Annotated in this window: 14 protein-coding genes and 1 pseudogene; 12 read left to right on the forward strand and 3 right to left on the reverse strand. The window is 59.7% G+C overall.

Annotated elements, in window-relative coordinates; translation table 11 throughout:
* Positions 1–3: 3 nt before the first annotated feature.
* Positions 4–1,629 carry an APC family permease gene (locus JJD66_RS06340; RefSeq protein WP_200647791.1) on the reverse strand — a complete coding sequence of 542 codons (1,626 nt, stop codon included), beginning with the start codon at positions 1,627–1,629 and terminating at the stop codon, positions 4–6.
* A gap of 187 nt (positions 1,630–1,816) precedes the next feature.
* Between JJD66_RS06340 and JJD66_RS06345 the strand changes: the two genes are divergently transcribed.
* Positions 1,817–2,626 (forward strand): AraC family transcriptional regulator, encoded by an 810-nt coding sequence (locus JJD66_RS06345; protein ID WP_198715545.1) that lies wholly within the window; start codon positions 1,817–1,819, stop codon positions 2,624–2,626.
* Positions 2,627–2,779: 153 nt separating this feature from the next.
* Positions 2,780–4,843: a maltose alpha-D-glucosyltransferase gene (gene treS, locus JJD66_RS06350; RefSeq protein ID WP_200647792.1), complete on the forward strand. Its 2,064-nt coding sequence runs from the start codon at positions 2,780–2,782 to the stop codon at positions 4,841–4,843.
* Positions 4,844–5,006: 163 nt separating this feature from the next.
* Here treS and JJD66_RS06355 read toward each other — a convergent pair whose 3' ends face one another.
* Positions 5,007–5,435 (reverse strand): glycine zipper domain-containing protein, encoded by a 429-nt coding sequence (locus JJD66_RS06355; protein WP_186607559.1) that lies wholly within the window; start codon positions 5,433–5,435, stop codon positions 5,007–5,009.
* Between the two features lie 226 nt (positions 5,436–5,661).
* On the opposite strand from JJD66_RS06355, the gene JJD66_RS06360 reads away from it, so the two are divergent.
* A complete protein-coding gene (locus JJD66_RS06360; protein WP_003191546.1) occupies positions 5,662–6,120 on the forward strand; it encodes an Hsp20 family protein in 459 nt (152 codons plus the stop codon).
* Positions 6,121–6,186: 66 nt separating this feature from the next.
* On the opposite strand, the pseudogene JJD66_RS27980 reads toward JJD66_RS06360, so the two are convergent.
* A pseudogene (locus tag JJD66_RS27980) lies at positions 6,187–6,288 on the reverse strand (LysR family transcriptional regulator); the annotation flags it as partial.
* A gap of 224 nt (positions 6,289–6,512) precedes the next feature.
* Between JJD66_RS27980 and JJD66_RS06365 the strand changes: the two are divergent.
* The 9 genes from JJD66_RS06365 to JJD66_RS06405 all read left to right on the forward strand — a co-directional run bounded on the left by JJD66_RS06365 (position 6,513) and on the right by JJD66_RS06405 (position 15,719).
* On the forward strand, positions 6,513–7,202 hold the full coding sequence (locus JJD66_RS06365) for an isochorismatase family protein (RefSeq protein ID WP_003191543.1): 690 nt from the start codon (positions 6,513–6,515) through the stop codon (positions 7,200–7,202).
* A gap of 63 nt (positions 7,203–7,265) precedes the next feature.
* Positions 7,266–7,892, forward strand: a complete 627-nt coding sequence (ycaC, locus tag JJD66_RS06370) for an isochorismate family cysteine hydrolase YcaC (protein WP_003191542.1) — start codon at positions 7,266–7,268, stop codon at positions 7,890–7,892.
* Between the two features lie 423 nt (positions 7,893–8,315).
* Positions 8,316–9,347 carry a phosphate ABC transporter substrate-binding protein PstS gene (gene pstS / locus JJD66_RS06375; protein WP_054919120.1) on the forward strand — a complete coding sequence of 344 codons (1,032 nt, stop codon included), beginning with the start codon at positions 8,316–8,318 and terminating at the stop codon, positions 9,345–9,347.
* 74 nt (positions 9,348–9,421) lie between these two features.
* Positions 9,422–10,387 (forward strand): phosphate ABC transporter permease subunit PstC, encoded by a 966-nt coding sequence (gene pstC, locus JJD66_RS06380; RefSeq protein WP_116667460.1) that lies wholly within the window; start codon positions 9,422–9,424, stop codon positions 10,385–10,387.
* Positions 10,387–11,280 (forward strand): phosphate ABC transporter permease PstA, encoded by an 894-nt coding sequence (gene pstA, locus JJD66_RS06385; protein WP_014718563.1) that lies wholly within the window; start codon positions 10,387–10,389, stop codon positions 11,278–11,280. Before pstC ends, pstA begins: the two co-directional genes overlap by 1 nt.
* A 76-nt stretch (positions 11,281–11,356) precedes the next feature.
* Positions 11,357–12,118: a phosphate ABC transporter ATP-binding protein PstB gene (gene pstB / locus JJD66_RS06390; protein ID WP_019817112.1), complete on the forward strand. Its 762-nt coding sequence runs from the start codon at positions 11,357–11,359 to the stop codon at positions 12,116–12,118.
* A 56-nt stretch (positions 12,119–12,174) separates the two neighbouring features.
* Positions 12,175–12,873 carry a hypothetical protein gene (locus tag JJD66_RS06395; RefSeq protein WP_200647793.1) on the forward strand — a complete coding sequence of 233 codons (699 nt, stop codon included), beginning with the start codon at positions 12,175–12,177 and terminating at the stop codon, positions 12,871–12,873.
* The gene (locus tag JJD66_RS06400) at positions 12,873–13,490 is read left to right on the forward strand and encodes a hypothetical protein (RefSeq protein WP_034127519.1); all 618 of its coding nucleotides are present in this window, start codon (positions 12,873–12,875) and stop codon (positions 13,488–13,490) included. The genes JJD66_RS06395 and JJD66_RS06400 overlap by 1 nt, the downstream gene beginning before the upstream one ends.
* A 369-nt stretch (positions 13,491–13,859) precedes the next feature.
* The gene (locus JJD66_RS06405; protein WP_200647794.1) at positions 13,860–15,719 is read left to right on the forward strand and encodes a calcium-binding protein; all 1,860 of its coding nucleotides are present in this window, start codon (positions 13,860–13,862) and stop codon (positions 15,717–15,719) included.
* The last annotated feature ends 42 nt before the right edge of the window (positions 15,720–15,761 follow it).

Consider the following 15,761-nt stretch of genomic DNA (forward strand, 5'->3'; position numbering starts at 1 on the left):
CCATCAGTAGGTAGTCGGGGACAGTGGGGCGCTGTAGTGCGCATCGCTGACGGCCTCGCTTTCGTCCTCTTCCTGCTCCAGGCGTACCAAGCGGGCGGGTACGCCGGTGGCGGCGCCCCAGTAGTAAATGCCCAGGGCGCAGGCCGCCACTACCAAGGTGTCAAACGGGTGGCTGATCACACCGATACCGCCAAAGCTGCCGAGTTTGGAGAGCAGGATGGTCACGGCGTAGAAGCCGATCAGCCAGGCCGAGGAGCGCACCTGTTGCTTGAGGTTCAGGTGCGCGGTCGGTACCCACCGTGCGCACAGCAGGTACACAACAAACATGAGGATTTGCAGGCCCAGCAGCCAGGACACGGTGTTCCAGCCCGACCAGTACACGATCAACGCAGCGATGATGAATGACAGCGGGCCCAACACCGCCATGCCCTTGACCCGAAACGGGCGCGCCATGTCGGGTGCATTGCGGCGCAGGGCGGCGACTGTCACCGGGGCCACGGCATAACTGAGGATCAGGGCGGCGGACACCACGTTTATCAGCGCTTCCCAGGACGGGAACGGCAAGGTCCAGAACACCGACAGGCCAAAGGTCAGCCACAGCGCCGGGCGCGGGATGCCGGACTTCTCATCGATGCGCGTGAAGATCTTGAAAAAGGTGCCGGTCTGCGCCCAGCCATACACCACGCGCGGGGTGGCGTTCATGTAGATGTTGCCGCAGCCGCTGGGGGAGATCACTGCATCGGCCACCACCAGGTAGGCCAGCCAGCCCACGCCCAGTGCCAGGGCGATATCGCGATAGGGCAGGGCCAGTTCCTTGCTGATGCCGGCCCAGCCATTGGCGAGCATTTCGGTAGGCACGCCGCCGAGGAACGCGGTTTGCAGCAGCACATAGATGGCCGTAGACAACAATACCGAGAGGATCAAGGCGATGGGGATGGTGCGCTGTGGGTTTTTCACTTCGCTGGCCACCGAAATGATCGGCGTCAGGCCCAGGTAGGCAAAGATCACCCCGCCTGCCGACACGGCCATCTCGATGCCCGACAAGCCGAACGGTGCAAAGCCATGTACCTGGAAGTTCTCCGGCTTAAAGAAGGTGAACAGCACGCCGATCACCAGCAACGGCACGATGAACTTGAATACGCTCACCAGGTTATTGGCGATGGCAAAGGTCTTCACGCTGCGGTAATTGAGCACAAAGAACAGGCACAGCAAGGCAAACTGCACCAGCCAGCCCAAGGTGGTGGGGTCGCTGGAGCCGGCCTTGGTCAGCTGGGGAAACCAGGCTGCCGCATATTGGCGCGAGGCGACCACTTCAATCGCCACCAGGCTGGAAAACGCGATCAGCGTGATAAAGCCCATCAGGTAGCCCAGCAGCGGGCCATGGGAGTACACCGGGTAGCGCACCACGCCGCCAGCGCGGGGCAGGGCGGCGCCCAGTTCGCAGTAGACGATGCCGAGCAACAGCACGGCGAAACCGCCCAGCAGCCAGGAAAAAATCCCCGCCGGGCCTGCGATGGCAGACACGTGACTGGCGGCGAACAACCAACCCGAACCGAAGATGGCTCCCAACCCGATAAAGGTGAGGTCCATCAGTGACAGCTGTTTCTTGAACTTGCCTTGGCCTGACATAGCGGCGCCTTCTTGTGAGTTATTGGATAGGCATGCAGTGGCGCTATCCTGAACCCATCAGGCAGGCTGACGATTGATGTTTTGCGCAGGGATGGATGACGAATTCAGCACAATTTGCCGTGCTCGACAGCGCTCGCCCCATGCCTCAATCTGCTGGCTGTCGACGAATAAAGGGGCTGAGAAAGTCATGTTGCAGAGCGCGTTCGCGAGCCTTTTCCAGGGCAGCCGACCCCACAGCATTGAGCAGCTATTAAGCGGGGTAGAGCAGTTGCTGCCGATGCTTGATGTACTGCCCAATGCTGCGATTTTCATCAAGGACATCGACGCTCGCTACGTGCTCGCCAACCGCACCCTGGTGCAACGCTGCGGCCTCAAACAACTGCAACCGCTGCTGGGCAAGACCAGCGCTGAAGTGTTTCCCGCACAATTGGGCCCCGGCTATACCGAACAGGACCGGCGCGTGCTGACGCAGGGCCTGGTGTTGGAAGATCAACTCGAATTGCATCTCTACGGCACCCGCGAACCCGGCTGGTGCCTGACCCACAAGTGGCCGCTGTACAACCAGCTCGGTGCGATCATCGGCCTGGCCGGGATCTCGGTAGACCTGCAATCAGCCAGTGAAACCCACCCGGCCTATCAGCGTCTGGCGGCGGTGGACGAACACATCCGCAGCCACTTCAACCGCCGTGTCACCCTGGGTGAATTGACCCGCATCGCCGGGATTTCCGTGGCGCAACTGGAGCGCTACTGCAAGCGCGTGTTTCACCTCACGCCTCGGCAAATGATCCAGAAAGTCCGGCTGGAACATGCCCGGCGGTTGTTGCATACCGAGCTGCCGATTACCGAGGTGGCGCTGCAATGCGGGTACACCGATCACAGCGCGTTTACCCGGCAGTTCAAATCTTCAACCGGGTTCACCCCTAGGCAGTACCGGCAAGCGACGCAAGGCGGCAGGCCAGATGAAAATCTAATGTGGGAGGGGGCTTGCCCCCGATAGCAGTGTGTCAGTCAGGATATTTTTATCTGATCCACCGCCATCGGGGGCAAGCCCCCTCCCACATTTGGATGAAGCCAAGTCGATGCAACGAATGCCGCCCACGCCCCTCATATGCTTACACCGACCCTTTTCACCACGACAGGTACCGAGCTTATGACCGCGGCGAACAACGATCATGTGAACTGGCTGGTGCAACATTCCATGCTCCACGCAGCGCGGCAGCGGGCCAAGCTCTATTCGGGGCAAGGCCGCCTGTGGCAGCAGCCCTATGCACAGACCCGGCCGCGTGACGCTTCAGCCTTGTCGTCGGTGTGGTTCACTGCCTACCCCGCGTCGATTGTCACCCGCGAAGGCGGCACCGTGCTGGAGGCGCTGGGGGACGAAACCCTGTGGCATACCCTGTCCAAGATCGGCATCCAGGGCATTCACAATGGGCCGTTGAAGAAGTCCGGTGGCTTGTCTGGCACCGAGCACACCCCGACCATCGACGGCAATTTCGACCGCATCAGCTTCGACATCGACCCGCAACTGGGCACCGAGGCACAATTGCAGGCCTTGACGCGCATGGCTGCCGCGCACAATGCGGTGATCATCGACGATGTGATCCCGTCGCACACCGGCAAGGGCGCGGACTTTCGCCTGGCTGAAATGGCCTATGAGGACTATCCCGGCCTGTACCACATGGTCGAAATACGCGAGGAAGACTGGCCGTTGCTGCCCGACGTGACTACCGGACGCGATGCACACAACCTTAGCCCCTCCCAGGTAGACGCACTGCGCGACAAGCACTACATCGTCGGCCAATTGCAGCGGGTGATTTTCTTCGAGCCCGGCGTCAAAGAAACCGACTGGAGCGCCACCCCGGTGGTGCTCGGCGTGGATGGCAAGCCGCGGCGCTGGGTGTACCTGCATTACTTCAAGGAAGGCCAGCCCTCGCTCAACTGGCTCGACCCTTCGTTTGCTGCGCAGCAGATGATCATCGGTGATGCGCTGCACGCCATTGATGTGATGGGCGCGAAAATCCTGCGCCTGGACGCCAACGGCTTTCTCGGCGTGGAGCGCAAGCTCGATGGCACGGCCTGGTCCGAAAGCCATCCGCTGTCGATCACCGGCAATCAGTTGCTCGGCGGCGCCATTCGCAAGGCGGGCGGTTTCAGTTTCCAGGAGCTCAACCTCACCGTGGACGACATCGCGTCGATGTCCCACGGCGGCGCTGACCTGTCTTATGACTTCATCACCCGGCCGGCCTACCAGCATGCATTGCTGATGGGCGACACCGAGTTCCTGCGTCTGATGCTGCGTCAGATGCACAGCCTCGGCATCGACCCCGGCTCGCTGATTCACGCGCTACAGAACCACGATGAACTGACCCTGGAGCTGGTGCACTTCTGGACGCTGCACGCCCATGACAGCTTCCTGTTCCAGGGCCAGACCTTCCCAGGCAACATCCTGCGCGAGCATATCCGCGAGCAGATGTACGAACGCCTGACCGGCGAACATGCGCCCTATAACCTCAAGTTCGTCACCAACGGCGTGTCCTGCACCACCGCCAGCATCATCACCGCAGCCCTGGGCATTCGTGACCTGGAGGCGATTACCGCTGCGGATATCCAGCAGATTCGCCAGATCCACTTGCTGCTGGTGATGTACAACGCCATGCAACCTGGGGTGTTTGCCTTGTCCGGCTGGGACCTGGTGGGCGCGCTGCCGTTGGCGGCCGAAGAAGTGGCGCACCTGATGGCCGATGGCGACACTCGCTGGATCCACCGTGGCGCCTATGATCTGGTAGACCTGAACCCCGAGGCCGAGCTGTCGGCCGGGCAGATGCCGCGTTCCAAAAGCCTGTATGGCAGCCTGAACAGCCAGCTGCAGGACCCGGAGTCTTTTGCCTCCCAACTGCAAAAAATCCTCTCCGTGCGCCGCGCCTACGACATCGCCGCCAGCCGCCAGATCTTGGTGCCGGATGTCGAGCATCCCGGCTTGCTGATCATGGTGCACGAACTACCGGCGGGTAAGGGCACGCAAATCACCGCGCTGAACTTTGGGGCCACGCCGATCACCGAAACCCTGCACCTGCCCAACATCGCACCGGGGCCGGTGGTGGATATCATCAATGAGCGGGTGGAAGGCGATTTGACCGAGGAGGGCGCGTTCACGATCACGCTGGACGCCTATGAAGGGCTGGCGTTGCGGGTGGTGAGCAGCACGCCGATGTAAAGGCGACGAAACGGTAACTGTGGCGAGGGAGCTTGCCCCCGTTGGACTGCGTAGCAGTCCCAGCCTCTTTGAACAAAAGAGCGGGGCGGCTTCGCGCCCCAACGGGAGCAAGCTCCCTCGCCACAGGTTAGTGTTTGTTGGCTAACAGCGCCGTGCCACGCGATCAGTGGTGCTTGTTCTTGTGCTTATGCTTGTTGCCTTTGTGCTTGCCGCCACCCGAACGATGACCGCTCTCGTCATCCGCCAGGTTATTGCCCAGCGCGCCACCGGCTGCGCCACCCACGCCGGCGCCGATGGTCGAACCGGTGGTGCCGCCCAGGCGATTGCCAATCAGCGAACCGCCTGCCGAGCCCAAACCGCCGCCAATCGCCGCTTCGGTCTTGTTGCCCTTCTGCGCACCCACTGCACTCCCGGCTGCGCCCCCCACGCCGGCGCCGATGGCCGCACCGGTCGAGCCACCGAGCTGCTGGCCCACCACATTGCCCAACGCGCCGCCGACACCGCCTCCCAACGCGGCCGTACCATCTCCAGCGGCCAGGGCCCCCTGGGAGATCAGGATGCCCAATGCCAGGGCCGGGAATGTCATTTTCATTTTTTTGTACCTCAAGGGCTGTCTCAGGCGCTCACGGGGTAAAGCACGCCTGGCATTTTGATTAGAGCACACGCCATAACACTTGGGCTTGGGTGATCGCCCCTTGCACAAGAAAATTTTTTTCGGCCCCCTTGAATTCCTTTTGCGCGTCCATAAATTTTTGATCACGCGATGCCGAATCCGGGTCGCGTACTAAATCACTTGGAGAAACTCAGGAGATTTTAAAATGGCTACTACCCTGTCGTTGGCCCCACTGTTCCGTCAATCGGTGGGCTTTGATCGCTTCAATGACCTGTTCGAGTCGGCGCTGCGCAGCGAGGCTCCGAACTCCTATCCACCTCACAACGTGGAAAAGCACGGTGACGACGCGTACCGCATCGTGATCGCCGTCGCTGGCCTGACCGAGGAGGATCTGGATATCCAGGTCGAGAGGGGTGTATTGACGGTTTCCGGCGGAAAACGCGAAACCGACGATAAGGTCGCTTACCTGCACCAGGGCATTGCCCAACGTGCGTTCCGGTTGTCGTTCCGCTTGGCGGACCATATCGAAGTACGTGGCGCATCCCTGACCAACGGTTTGCTCAACATCGACCTGCTGCGTGAAGTGCCTGAAGAGGCCAAGCCAAAACGCATCATGATTGGTGGTGAGGCCAAACCCGAGCTGCGTCAGGTCAGCTTGCAGTAAAACAATCGGCGGTAAAAAGGCGCTCTGCGGAGCGCCTTTTTTGTGCGCGTTGTAAGCGCAGGCCGGCTAAGCCTGGGTATTGGGTGCAAACAACTGCCTGGCCTCGGCAAAACACTTCTCTGCAATGACCGAGCGCGGTTCGGTCTTGCGCATCACCATGCCCAGGGGCGTGCGGTTGCATTGTTCCATTTTTGAGATGGAGCGGCCCGTTTCAGCCACTACCTAACCCTGAACGCGATGATTAAGGTGGCTCCACTGTTTTTTTTGGGTGGGCCTGCTGACACACGTCCAGGTCGTTGCCCAAGCGTGTCTGTACAGGAAGTGCAGGCACGGCCGGGCGCAGTTTCCGGCGCACACGCCAGGGAGGTATCGCCAAGCAAGAGGAAATGCAAATGACTGCATCAGGTAACGCTGCAAACTTCAATGGTCAAAAGCCGACGATTGACCCCGCTGACACCGCCATGTTGCTGATCGACCACCAGAGTGGTCTGTTCCAGATCGTCAAGGACATTGATGTTCCTCAATTGCGCGCCAATGCCATCGCGCTGGCCAAGGCCGCGACCCTCCTGAAAATACCGGTCATCACCACCGCCTCGGTGCCGCAAGGTCCCAACGGCCCGTTGATCCCCGAAATCCACGAAGCCGCGCCGCACGCCCAGTACGTGGCCCGCCGCGGCGAAATCAACGCGTGGGACAACCCCGAGTTCCATGCCGCCGTCAAAGCCACCGGCAAGAAGACGCTGGTGATCGCCGGCACCCTGACCAGCGTATGCCTGGCGTTCCCGTCCATTGCGGCGGTACATGAAGGCTACAAGGTGTTCGCGGTGGTCGATGCCTCGGGCAACCACTCCAGGCTGGCCACCGACCTGACCGTCGCGCGCCTGGCTCAGGCCGGCGTGGTGCCGATCGACATCATGGGCACGCTGTCGGAGTTGCAAGGCTCCTGGAACCGCCCGGATGCCCAGGAGTGGGCCAACGTCTACACCCAGGCCATGCCGCACTACCAGCTTCTCATCGAGAGCTACGTCAAGGCTCAGGAAGTGGCAAACAACCACGAAGTACTAGACTCACAGCGCAAGTAAACACGCTGGGTTCTTTACGGGGCGCCGCCTCGGGGCGTCACCTTCTTTATCAGGAGTACAACGATGTCTACACCTTACGTTCGCTTGGACAAAGACAACGCCGCTGTTCTGTTGGTCGACCATCAGGCTGGCTTGCTGTCATTGGTCCGCGATATCGACCCGGACAAATTCAAAAACAACGTGCTGGCCCTGGCTGACCTGGCCAAGTACTTCAAGCTGCCGACCATTCTCACCACCAGTTTCGAAACCGGTCCCAATGGCCCGCTGGTGCCCGAGCTCAAGGCACTGTTCCCGGATGCGCCGTACATTGCGCGCCCAGGCCAGATCAATGCCTGGGACAACGAAGACTTCGTCAAGGCCATCAAGGCCACCGGCAAGAAGCAATTGATCATTGCCGGCGTCGTGACCGAAGTGTGCGTGGCGTTCCCGGCGCTGTCGGCCCTGGCCGAAGGCTTTGAAGTGTTTGTGGTCACCGACGCCTCTGGCACCTTCAACGAACTGACCCAGCAATCGGCCTGGGCCCGCATGTCGGCCAACGGCGCGCAACTGATGACCTGGTTTGGCCTGGCCTGTGAGCTGCACCGCGACTGGCGCAACGACATCGAGGGCTTGGGGACGTTGTTCTCCAACCACATTCCGGACTACCGCAACCTGTTCACCAGCTACAACGCGTTGACTGAAGGCAAGTAAGCCTGACGCGAGGCTGCCGCTAGCCCTGAGGGGGACGGTAGAGCGCCTATTTCACTGACACCCCTAGGTCCAAATGTGGGAGCTGGCTTGCCTGCGATGGCGTCATTGCGCCTGGCACCTATTTATCTGACACCGCGCGATCCAACTGTGGGTGTCAGGTAAGTAGGTGTCTGCTGGCAGACCGTCATCGCAGGCAAGCCAGCTCCCACAGTTGGATCGGCGTCGACGGTCGCGGAAGCAAGGTCAGTACCGCTAGAGGGATGACAGCACTTTAGTCGTAATTTGTTACTAACCAATGCCCTAAAAATACAACACTGTGGCGGCAAAGCGGGACAAAACACCCTCTCGCCATTCAATTTTCATAAAAATGTAACAACCCTGCTTCACAGTTCGGGAGCCCGTCACCACAACGAGTTCCTTTTAATGAAAAGCTTGATGAAGTCCGCAGCACTCGCCGTCACGGTATCCCTGTGTGCCTCCTCCTTGACCTTCGCCGCCGAAAACGTGCGCCTCACCGGCTCCGGCGCCAGTTTCCCTGCACCGATCTACCTCACCTGGTTCAAGGATTTCAGCAAGAAGACCGCTGGCGTCACCGTGGATTACCAGTCCAAGGGCAGCGGCGCAGGTGTGCAGGACTTCCTGAATAAAACCGTCGACTTCGCCGCCAGTGACTCGGCCATGAAAGACGAAGACATCGCCAAGGTTGCCGAAGGCGTGCAGTTGCTGCCAATGACTGCAGGTGAAATCGTGCTGGCCTATAACCTGCCGGGCAATCCCAAGGGCCTCAAGCTGCCACGCGATGTTTACTCCAACATCTTCCTGGGCAAGATCACCAAGTGGAACGACCCACAGATCGTCGCCGCCAACCCGGACCTGAAACTCACCGACACGCCGATCACCGTTGTGGTACGTGCAGACTCCAGCGGCACCACGGCGGTATTCACCAAGCACCTGGCCACCATCAACCCTGAATTCAAAACGGCACTGGGGGAGGGCAACACCGTCAACTGGCCGGCCAGCGACAAATTCATCAAGTCGCCCAAGAACGATGGTGTGACCGCCACCGTACGCCAGACCCCAGGCGCGATTGGCTACATCGAGTACGGCTTCGCCAAACTGGCCAAGGTTGACTTCGCCCAGTTGCAGAACAAGGCCGGCCAGTACGTGGTGCCGAACGCCGAAAGCGGCGCCGAGGCCCTGGCCGCAGTGAAGATGCCGGAAAGCCTGGTGGCCTGGCTGCCGGACCCGGACGGTGCCAAGTCTTACCCGATCACCTCTTACACCTGGATGATCTTCCGCAAGGACAACGGCAACCCTGCCAAGGCCAAGGCCATGCGCGAAATGGTTGAGTACAGCCTGACCGAGGGGCAGAAAATCGCCGACTCGATGGGGTACATCCCGCTGCCGCCATCGGTGGTGGAGCAGGTACGCAAAGCCTCCGCCAACATTCAGTAACACCCGTGAGGCCGCTCTCGGTGTGGGCTGTTTGCCGCGCCGGGGGCGTTTCCCCCCTGTTCCGGAATTAGCCAATGAACAAACCTTTCGTCGTACCGGTTAACCGGGATTCTGCCTGCCAACCTCCCTCGGCCAAAGACTTTCTGGTCGATCGCACCTTCCGTGGGCTCGCGCGAATCGGGGTGGTACTGATTCTGGCGTTGGTCGCAGCCTTGGTATTCGAGGTGGGACGCAAGGCCTTGCCGGGCATGGAAAAGCACGGGTTCGATGTGCTTTTTGGCAGCGTCTGGGACGTTAATCAGGGCAAGTACGGGATCTTGCCGGCCATTTGGGGCACGCTCTACAGCGCTTTCATCGCGCTGCTGATTGCAGGCTTTTTCGGTGTCAGCATGGCGATTTTCCTCACCCAGGATTTTCTGCCGGCCAAGCTGGCCGCTGTGTTTCGCACCATCGTTGAACTGCTCGCTGCCATCCCCAGCGTGGTGTACGGCCTGTGGGGCATCTACGTGGTGATCCCGGCCATTCGGCCACTGACCACCTGGTTGAACAGCGAACTGGGTTGGGTACCATTTTTCGGCACGTCCCTGAGCGGGCCGGGGTTGCTGCCGGCGGCGCTGGTGTTGGCCATCATGATTCTGCCGACGATTGCCGCCGTATCCCAGGACGCGCTCACCAGCGTGCCGATGAAGACCAAGCAGGCCGCCTACGGCATGGGCACGACCCATTGGGAGGCGATTCTCAAGGTGATGGTGCCATCCGCCGCCACCGGTATTTTTGGCTCCCTGGTACTTGGCCTCGGCCGTGCGCTGGGCGAAACCATGGCGCTGGCGATGTTGGTGGGCAACGCCAACAACATTTCCCTGTCGCTGTTCGCGCCGGCCAATACCTTGGCAGCCTTGTTGGCGCTGAACTTCCCCGAAGCCGGGCCCAACGAGGTGGAGGTATTGATGTACGCCGCTCTCGTCTTGATGTTCATCACGCTGCTGGTGAATGTCATCGGTTCCATGATCATGCTCTACGCCCAACGGGGTAACCGATGATGACTAATCTCACATCCCCTATCACCGCTGTGCCGAGCCTGCAGCGCAAGTTCGAAGGCCGCGCCTTGCGCAGCCTGGTGTTGACCACATTGGTATGGTTTGGCGCGCTGCTGGCCAGTGTGCCGCTGATTTCCGTGCTCTACATGCTGATCACCCGTGGCGGCGCACGCCTGAGCCTGGAAGTGTTCACCGAACTGCCGCCCACCGGCTTCGAGACGGGCGGCGGTTTCGGCAACGCCATGGCCGGCACCTTTGTGATGGTCGGTATCGCTGCGGCGATTGCGGTGCCGGTCGGCATCATGGCCGCGATCTTCCTGGCCGAACTGGGGCCGGACAGCAAATTGGCCAACGCTGCACGCTTTGCCGCCAAGATGCTCACCGGCTTACCTTCGATCCTGGCCGGCGTGTTTGCCTATGCCTTGGTGGTGATGACCACCGGCACCTACTCGGCACCGGCAGGCGGCGTGGCCCTGGCGGTACTGATGCTGCCCATCGTGGTGCTGACGGCTGAAGAGTCGATGCGCATGGTGCCCAAGATCATGAAGGACGCCGCCTATGGCATGGGCTGCACCCGCTCGCAGGTGATCTGGAAGATCATCTTGCCGACCGGCCTCCCAGCGATCCTCACTGGCGTAATGCTTGCTGTGGCACGTGCCGCAGGCGAAACCGCGCCGTTGTTGTTCACCGCGCTGTTCAGCAACTACTGGATCTACCACGACGGCGACTTGGCGGTGATGAACCCCACGGCCTCCCTTGCCGTGTTGATCTACAACTTTTCCGGCATGCCCTTCGACAACCAGCTGGAGCTCGCCTGGGCGGCCTCGTTGGTGTTGGTGATGATCGTGCTGGTCGTGAATATTGTGAGCCGTATCTTCGGCAAGCCTAAGTATTAAGAACGGGAGCATCTGAATCTTGAACGTCTCAACTGCGCAAATAGCCGCTCCGTTTGTTACCCAATCGCCTGTGGTCATGGACTGCAAGCTGGACAGGATTTTCTACGGCAACTTCATGGCAGTGCGTGACAGCCATGTGCCGATCGAGAAAAACAAGATCACCGGTTTTATCGGCCCGTCCGGCTGCGGCAAAAGTACGGTACTGCGTAGCCTCAACCGCATGAACGACTTGGTGAAAGGCTTTCGCTTCGAGGGCCACGTACATTTCCTGGGGCAGGACGTGTACGGCAAGGGTGTAGACCCGGTGGTAGTGCGCCGTTACATCGGCATGGTGTTCCAGCAGCCGAACCCGTTTTCCATGAGCATCTTCGACAACGTCGCCTTCGGCCTGCGCTTGAACCGCTACAAAGGCGACCTGGGCGACCGCGTCAAGCACGCCCTGCAAGGCGCTGCGCTGTGGGATGAAGTCAAGGACAAGCTCAAGGTCAGCGGCCTGTCGCTTTCCGGTGGCCAGCAGCAACGGCTGTGTATTGCCCGTGCGATTGCCACCGAGCCGGAAGTGCTGTTGCTCGATGAGCCGTGCTCGGCACTCGACCCGATTGCGACTCGCCGGGTAGAGGAACTGATGGTGGAACTGAAGAAGGATTACACCATCGCCCTGGTCACCCACAACATGCAGCAGGCCATTCGCGTGGCGGACACCACGGCGTTTTTCTCGGTGGATATTTCCCAGGGCACGCGTACCGGCTACCTGGTGGAAATGGGCCCGACCGCGCAGATCTTTGGCAGCCCGCGTGAACAGATGACCGAGGATTACATCAGCGGCAAGTTCAGCTGAGTAACTCCGTGTTCGATAGAAACCACACATGCGCCACCGTCAGCCCAGGAACGCCCATGTCTGCAACGCATCGTCTTGATTTGTCAGCGATTGAACGCGCGCTCCGCAAAGTGCAGAGCCGCTTTGCCCAGCTCAGCACGCAATTTACCGAGCCGCGCGACCCCTTGACCGACGAAGTGCTGCACAACGTGCTTGAAGGCTATGCGCTGGTTGACGACTATGTCGCACGGGGCGTTGACCTGTTTGACCTTCATCATCTGGACCTGATGCTGGAGATCAACGCCACGGTGCTCTGCGGTAGCGACCCGGCGCGCCGCGTGGAATACGCGCAGCACCTGGTCGCCACCGAAGAGCACTTCTTCAACAACGTTGAAGGCGGTATCAAGGACTTGTTCAATTGGTACTGCGCGTATCGCAGTGAATCGGTGTGGAAGCGTGCGGCCGGTGTGTATGTGCGCATCCTCAGCAAGCCGCAGTTGTTCATCGAAGGCAACAACCGCAGTGGCTCGCTGATCGTCAGTTATCTGCTGATGCGGGCCGGGTTGCCACCGTTCGTGCTGACGCTGGAAAATGCCGAGGGCTACTTCAATCCTTCCTCGGTAATCCGCAACTCGGCCAAACATGGGGTCAAGGCGTTGTATGAATTGCCCAAGATCAAGAAAAAGTACGCCGCCTTCCTGGAGGAACAGGCCCCGGATCCCAAGGCGTTTTTCTTGAGCGACGCACCACAGCCTATTTATCAGGGAGGCCATTAATGCGCCGGTATCCAACACTCGCCAGCCGAGCCGTGCAAGCTATCCAGCAGGCGCTTCTCACGCGTGCCGCCAAGCGCCCGCGTGTACGCATCTCCTTTGATATCGACGACACATTGGCTTGCCAGCTCCACCACGCTGACGTCGAGAGCAGCTGGCTACCGGCCTGCGCTCATCGTTGGTGGGGAGAACCGCTGCGTATTGGCACCCGTTCGTTGACGCGAGAGCTGCGGCGCCAGGGTTGCAGTATCTGGGTCTACACCTCATCGGGCAGGGCGCCTTCCTACATCAGGCGCTGGCTGATGCTGTACGGCATTCGTGTCGATGGCGTAGTCAACAGCGTGCGGCATAATCACGCCCTCACGGTGCATGGGCTGTCGAACACCCCCTCGAAATTTCCGCCGGCCTTCGACATTGATTTGCACGTGGATGATTCCGAGGGTGTGCGCCTTGAAGGTAACGACCACGGCTTTCGCGTGGTGGTGGTCGATCCGCAGGATGAGCACTGGGCGCAACGAGTGCTTGAAGCCGTCGCGGGCGTGCAGGCGCAACTGGCCCGGCAGCAATTACCCAGGTTCAAGCAGCCTGTATGCCAAGGTGCTGAGGTTTATTCTTCCTGAGTTTCAGAGAAACCTGAACTTCTTGAGCCCTTATTGCAGTTCACAACTTGCTATAAGGATTTGATTTTCTTTGACTCGCCAGTCACGAACAACACAGAACTTCACCTCTTGTTCGACAAACAGCGCTTATGGCGCTTTTGTCGTCTATCTCCCCAAGTACTTACCCTTGTCATCCGATAGTCGGTCACTTTAACGCAGCACTTCTAGGCTAGTGTTGACGAGCTTCCTTAATGGTCAACCTCGATATTAAGCAACGAAGCAGCCTGAACAGAATGCACAACAACAACTTCAATGCATATTGTTTAGCCCGACGCATCAGGTATTACCGTTGACTTTCGGTGTTGATCGCTGGGCTCAAGGAGTACTGACATGGCTATATTCGATTACAAGGGGCAAGACGCCCGCGTCCTGATTTCAGATGCCTGGACCCTCGCCACTTACACCAGTGGTGTAGCGACCGTCGGCGCGCTCTACAACATTCCGGGGCTTGTGCTGGGCGAGGGCAACACCTTCGCGCTGCCCAAGGGCTGGCGTGAGATCGGCGCGAGCGAACTGCAGGTTGATAGCAGCCACACCGACATCACTGGAAGTTTTACCGGCGACGGCGTCTTTGGTTCTCAAGCCAGGGTGTTTGGTCAATACGATGACAGCGGCCAATTAGTCAAAATGGGTTTTTCCATTGCCGGCACTAACTCGCCAATTGATCTGCTGGGTTGGCCGGCGATGATCGATAACTCTTATATCAACGGCTACGACTACCTGCTCAACTCAATCAAGGATTACGCCACCGGCCATAACCTGAGCGGCAAGGATGTTCTGGTCACCGGCTATAGCCAAGGTGGCTCCGTTACCAACAGCATGCATATCGGCAAGGACACTTTGGCCGACGGTTTTTTCAAGGATTCGGACTACTTTGGCATGGAGTCGCCCAAGTCCAGCAACAGCGACGGCATCTTCAACTTCGGTTTTGAAAACGATGTGGTCCACCGCCTCACGGGTCAAGAGACCAACGTGGGCAGCGCCATTATCGATGCGCTTCAAGGCAGTGATGCCAGTTACACCTCGACGACTGACAACATCGTGCTGTTCGACACAATCTACGCGCTGCCAACCTGGCCCAATGGTCCGTTCTCGATTGCCAACCTGTCAGGATGGGCCGCGCACCTGGAAGGCATTTTCATCAACCCTATCCAGCGTATCGCCCAATCGACCTTCTACGATTACATCGAGCGCGACAGCACCATCATCATCAGTAACCTCGACGCCATCAGCCGCAGCTTTACCTGGGTCAGCGACAAACAGACCGCCACCTCCAACCACTACGGCACACCGGCCTTCCTGCTGGGCACCGACAGTTCGGACAAGCTGCAGGACGGCCGCAGCGATGACTTCCTCGACGGGTTCAAGGGTGACGACAGTTTCCGGGTGAGTACCGGTACCGATATCGTCGCCGGCGGTGAAGGCAACGATAAAGTCTTCCTCAAAGGCACCGCATCTTCCTACGAAGCGGTGAAACTCAGCGATGGCACGTTGTTTCTGAACGACAGCAGCGGCCAATACGGCCTCAAGGAATTGCACGGCGTAGAGCATGTGGAGTTCGAAACCGGCCTGGCCAATAGCCTCGGCCAGGTGCCCGTGTTCGGCGGGCTCTTCGGTGGCATTGGCGAGGTCCTCACGCCGGCCTATACGGTGACCAGTGGCAAACTCGACTTCGAAGGCCTGTTCGGCGCCGATAAGGCGTATGCCAAATCCATCGAAGGCAGCCAGCTGGCCGACACCCTCAAAGGCACCGCCGCTCGCGACCTGATATTCGGCCAGAACGGCAATGACCGGCTCGACGGTGGCGCCGGCAATGACCTGCTGCACGGCGGTGAGGGCAACGACACACTGCTGGGCGGCACCGGTAACGACGCGCTGTATGGCGCCAACGGCAATGACGTCTTGATCGGCGGGCAGGGTAATGACCAACTCAGCGGTGGCGTGGGCAGCGACCTGTTTGTTTTCGACCAGCGCGGGTTCGGTCACGACGTGATCAGTGACTTCAACATTCATCAGAATGGGAAAGACCTGCTGGTGTTCGCCAAGTCGCTGTTTGCCAGCGCCGATGCTGTGCTCGGTGCGACTACCCAGCACGGCAGTGACAGCGTGATTCTGGCGGGGGACAGCAGTGTCACCTTGGTGGGGGTCAATGCGGCGCAGTTGAGTGCAGAGATGATCAGCGTGGCTTGATGCGGCACCTGCGAAACAGAAGGTAAGAACCTCACAGGATCC

Source organism: Pseudomonas sp. MF6751 (assembly GCF_016613265.1).
GTDB classification, from domain to species: domain Bacteria; phylum Pseudomonadota; class Gammaproteobacteria; order Pseudomonadales; family Pseudomonadaceae; genus Aquipseudomonas; species Aquipseudomonas fluorescens_BV.

What these genes read in the sequence shown, in the direction of transcription:
- JJD66_RS06345 (WP_198715545.1), top strand. Translation starts at nt 1,817, where the DNA reads ATGTTGCAGAGCGCGTTCGCGAGCCTTTTCCAGGGCAGCCGACCCCAC.
- pstA (WP_014718563.1), top strand. Translation starts at nt 10,387, where the DNA reads ATGACTAATCTCACATCCCCTATCACCGCTGTGCCGAGCCTGCAGCGC.
- JJD66_RS06365 (WP_003191543.1), top strand. Translation starts at nt 6,513, where the DNA reads ATGACTGCATCAGGTAACGCTGCAAACTTCAATGGTCAAAAGCCGACG.
- JJD66_RS06405 (WP_200647794.1), top strand. Translation starts at nt 13,860, where the DNA reads ATGGCTATATTCGATTACAAGGGGCAAGACGCCCGCGTCCTGATTTCA.
- ycaC (WP_003191542.1), top strand. Translation starts at nt 7,266, where the DNA reads ATGTCTACACCTTACGTTCGCTTGGACAAAGACAACGCCGCTGTTCTG.
- JJD66_RS06355 (WP_186607559.1), bottom strand. Translation starts at nt 5,435, where the DNA reads ATGAAAATGACATTCCCGGCCCTGGCATTGGGCATCCTGATCTCCCAG.
- JJD66_RS06360 (WP_003191546.1), top strand. Translation starts at nt 5,662, where the DNA reads ATGGCTACTACCCTGTCGTTGGCCCCACTGTTCCGTCAATCGGTGGGC.
- pstS (WP_054919120.1), top strand. Translation starts at nt 8,316, where the DNA reads ATGAAAAGCTTGATGAAGTCCGCAGCACTCGCCGTCACGGTATCCCTG.
- JJD66_RS06400 (WP_034127519.1), top strand. Translation starts at nt 12,873, where the DNA reads ATGCGCCGGTATCCAACACTCGCCAGCCGAGCCGTGCAAGCTATCCAG.
- pstB (WP_019817112.1), top strand. Translation starts at nt 11,357, where the DNA reads ATGGACTGCAAGCTGGACAGGATTTTCTACGGCAACTTCATGGCAGTG.
- JJD66_RS06395 (WP_200647793.1), top strand. Translation starts at nt 12,175, where the DNA reads ATGTCTGCAACGCATCGTCTTGATTTGTCAGCGATTGAACGCGCGCTC.
- pstC (WP_116667460.1), top strand. Translation starts at nt 9,422, where the DNA reads ATGAACAAACCTTTCGTCGTACCGGTTAACCGGGATTCTGCCTGCCAA.
- treS (WP_200647792.1), top strand. Translation starts at nt 2,780, where the DNA reads ATGACCGCGGCGAACAACGATCATGTGAACTGGCTGGTGCAACATTCC.
- JJD66_RS06340 (WP_200647791.1), bottom strand. Translation starts at nt 1,629, where the DNA reads ATGTCAGGCCAAGGCAAGTTCAAGAAACAGCTGTCACTGATGGACCTC.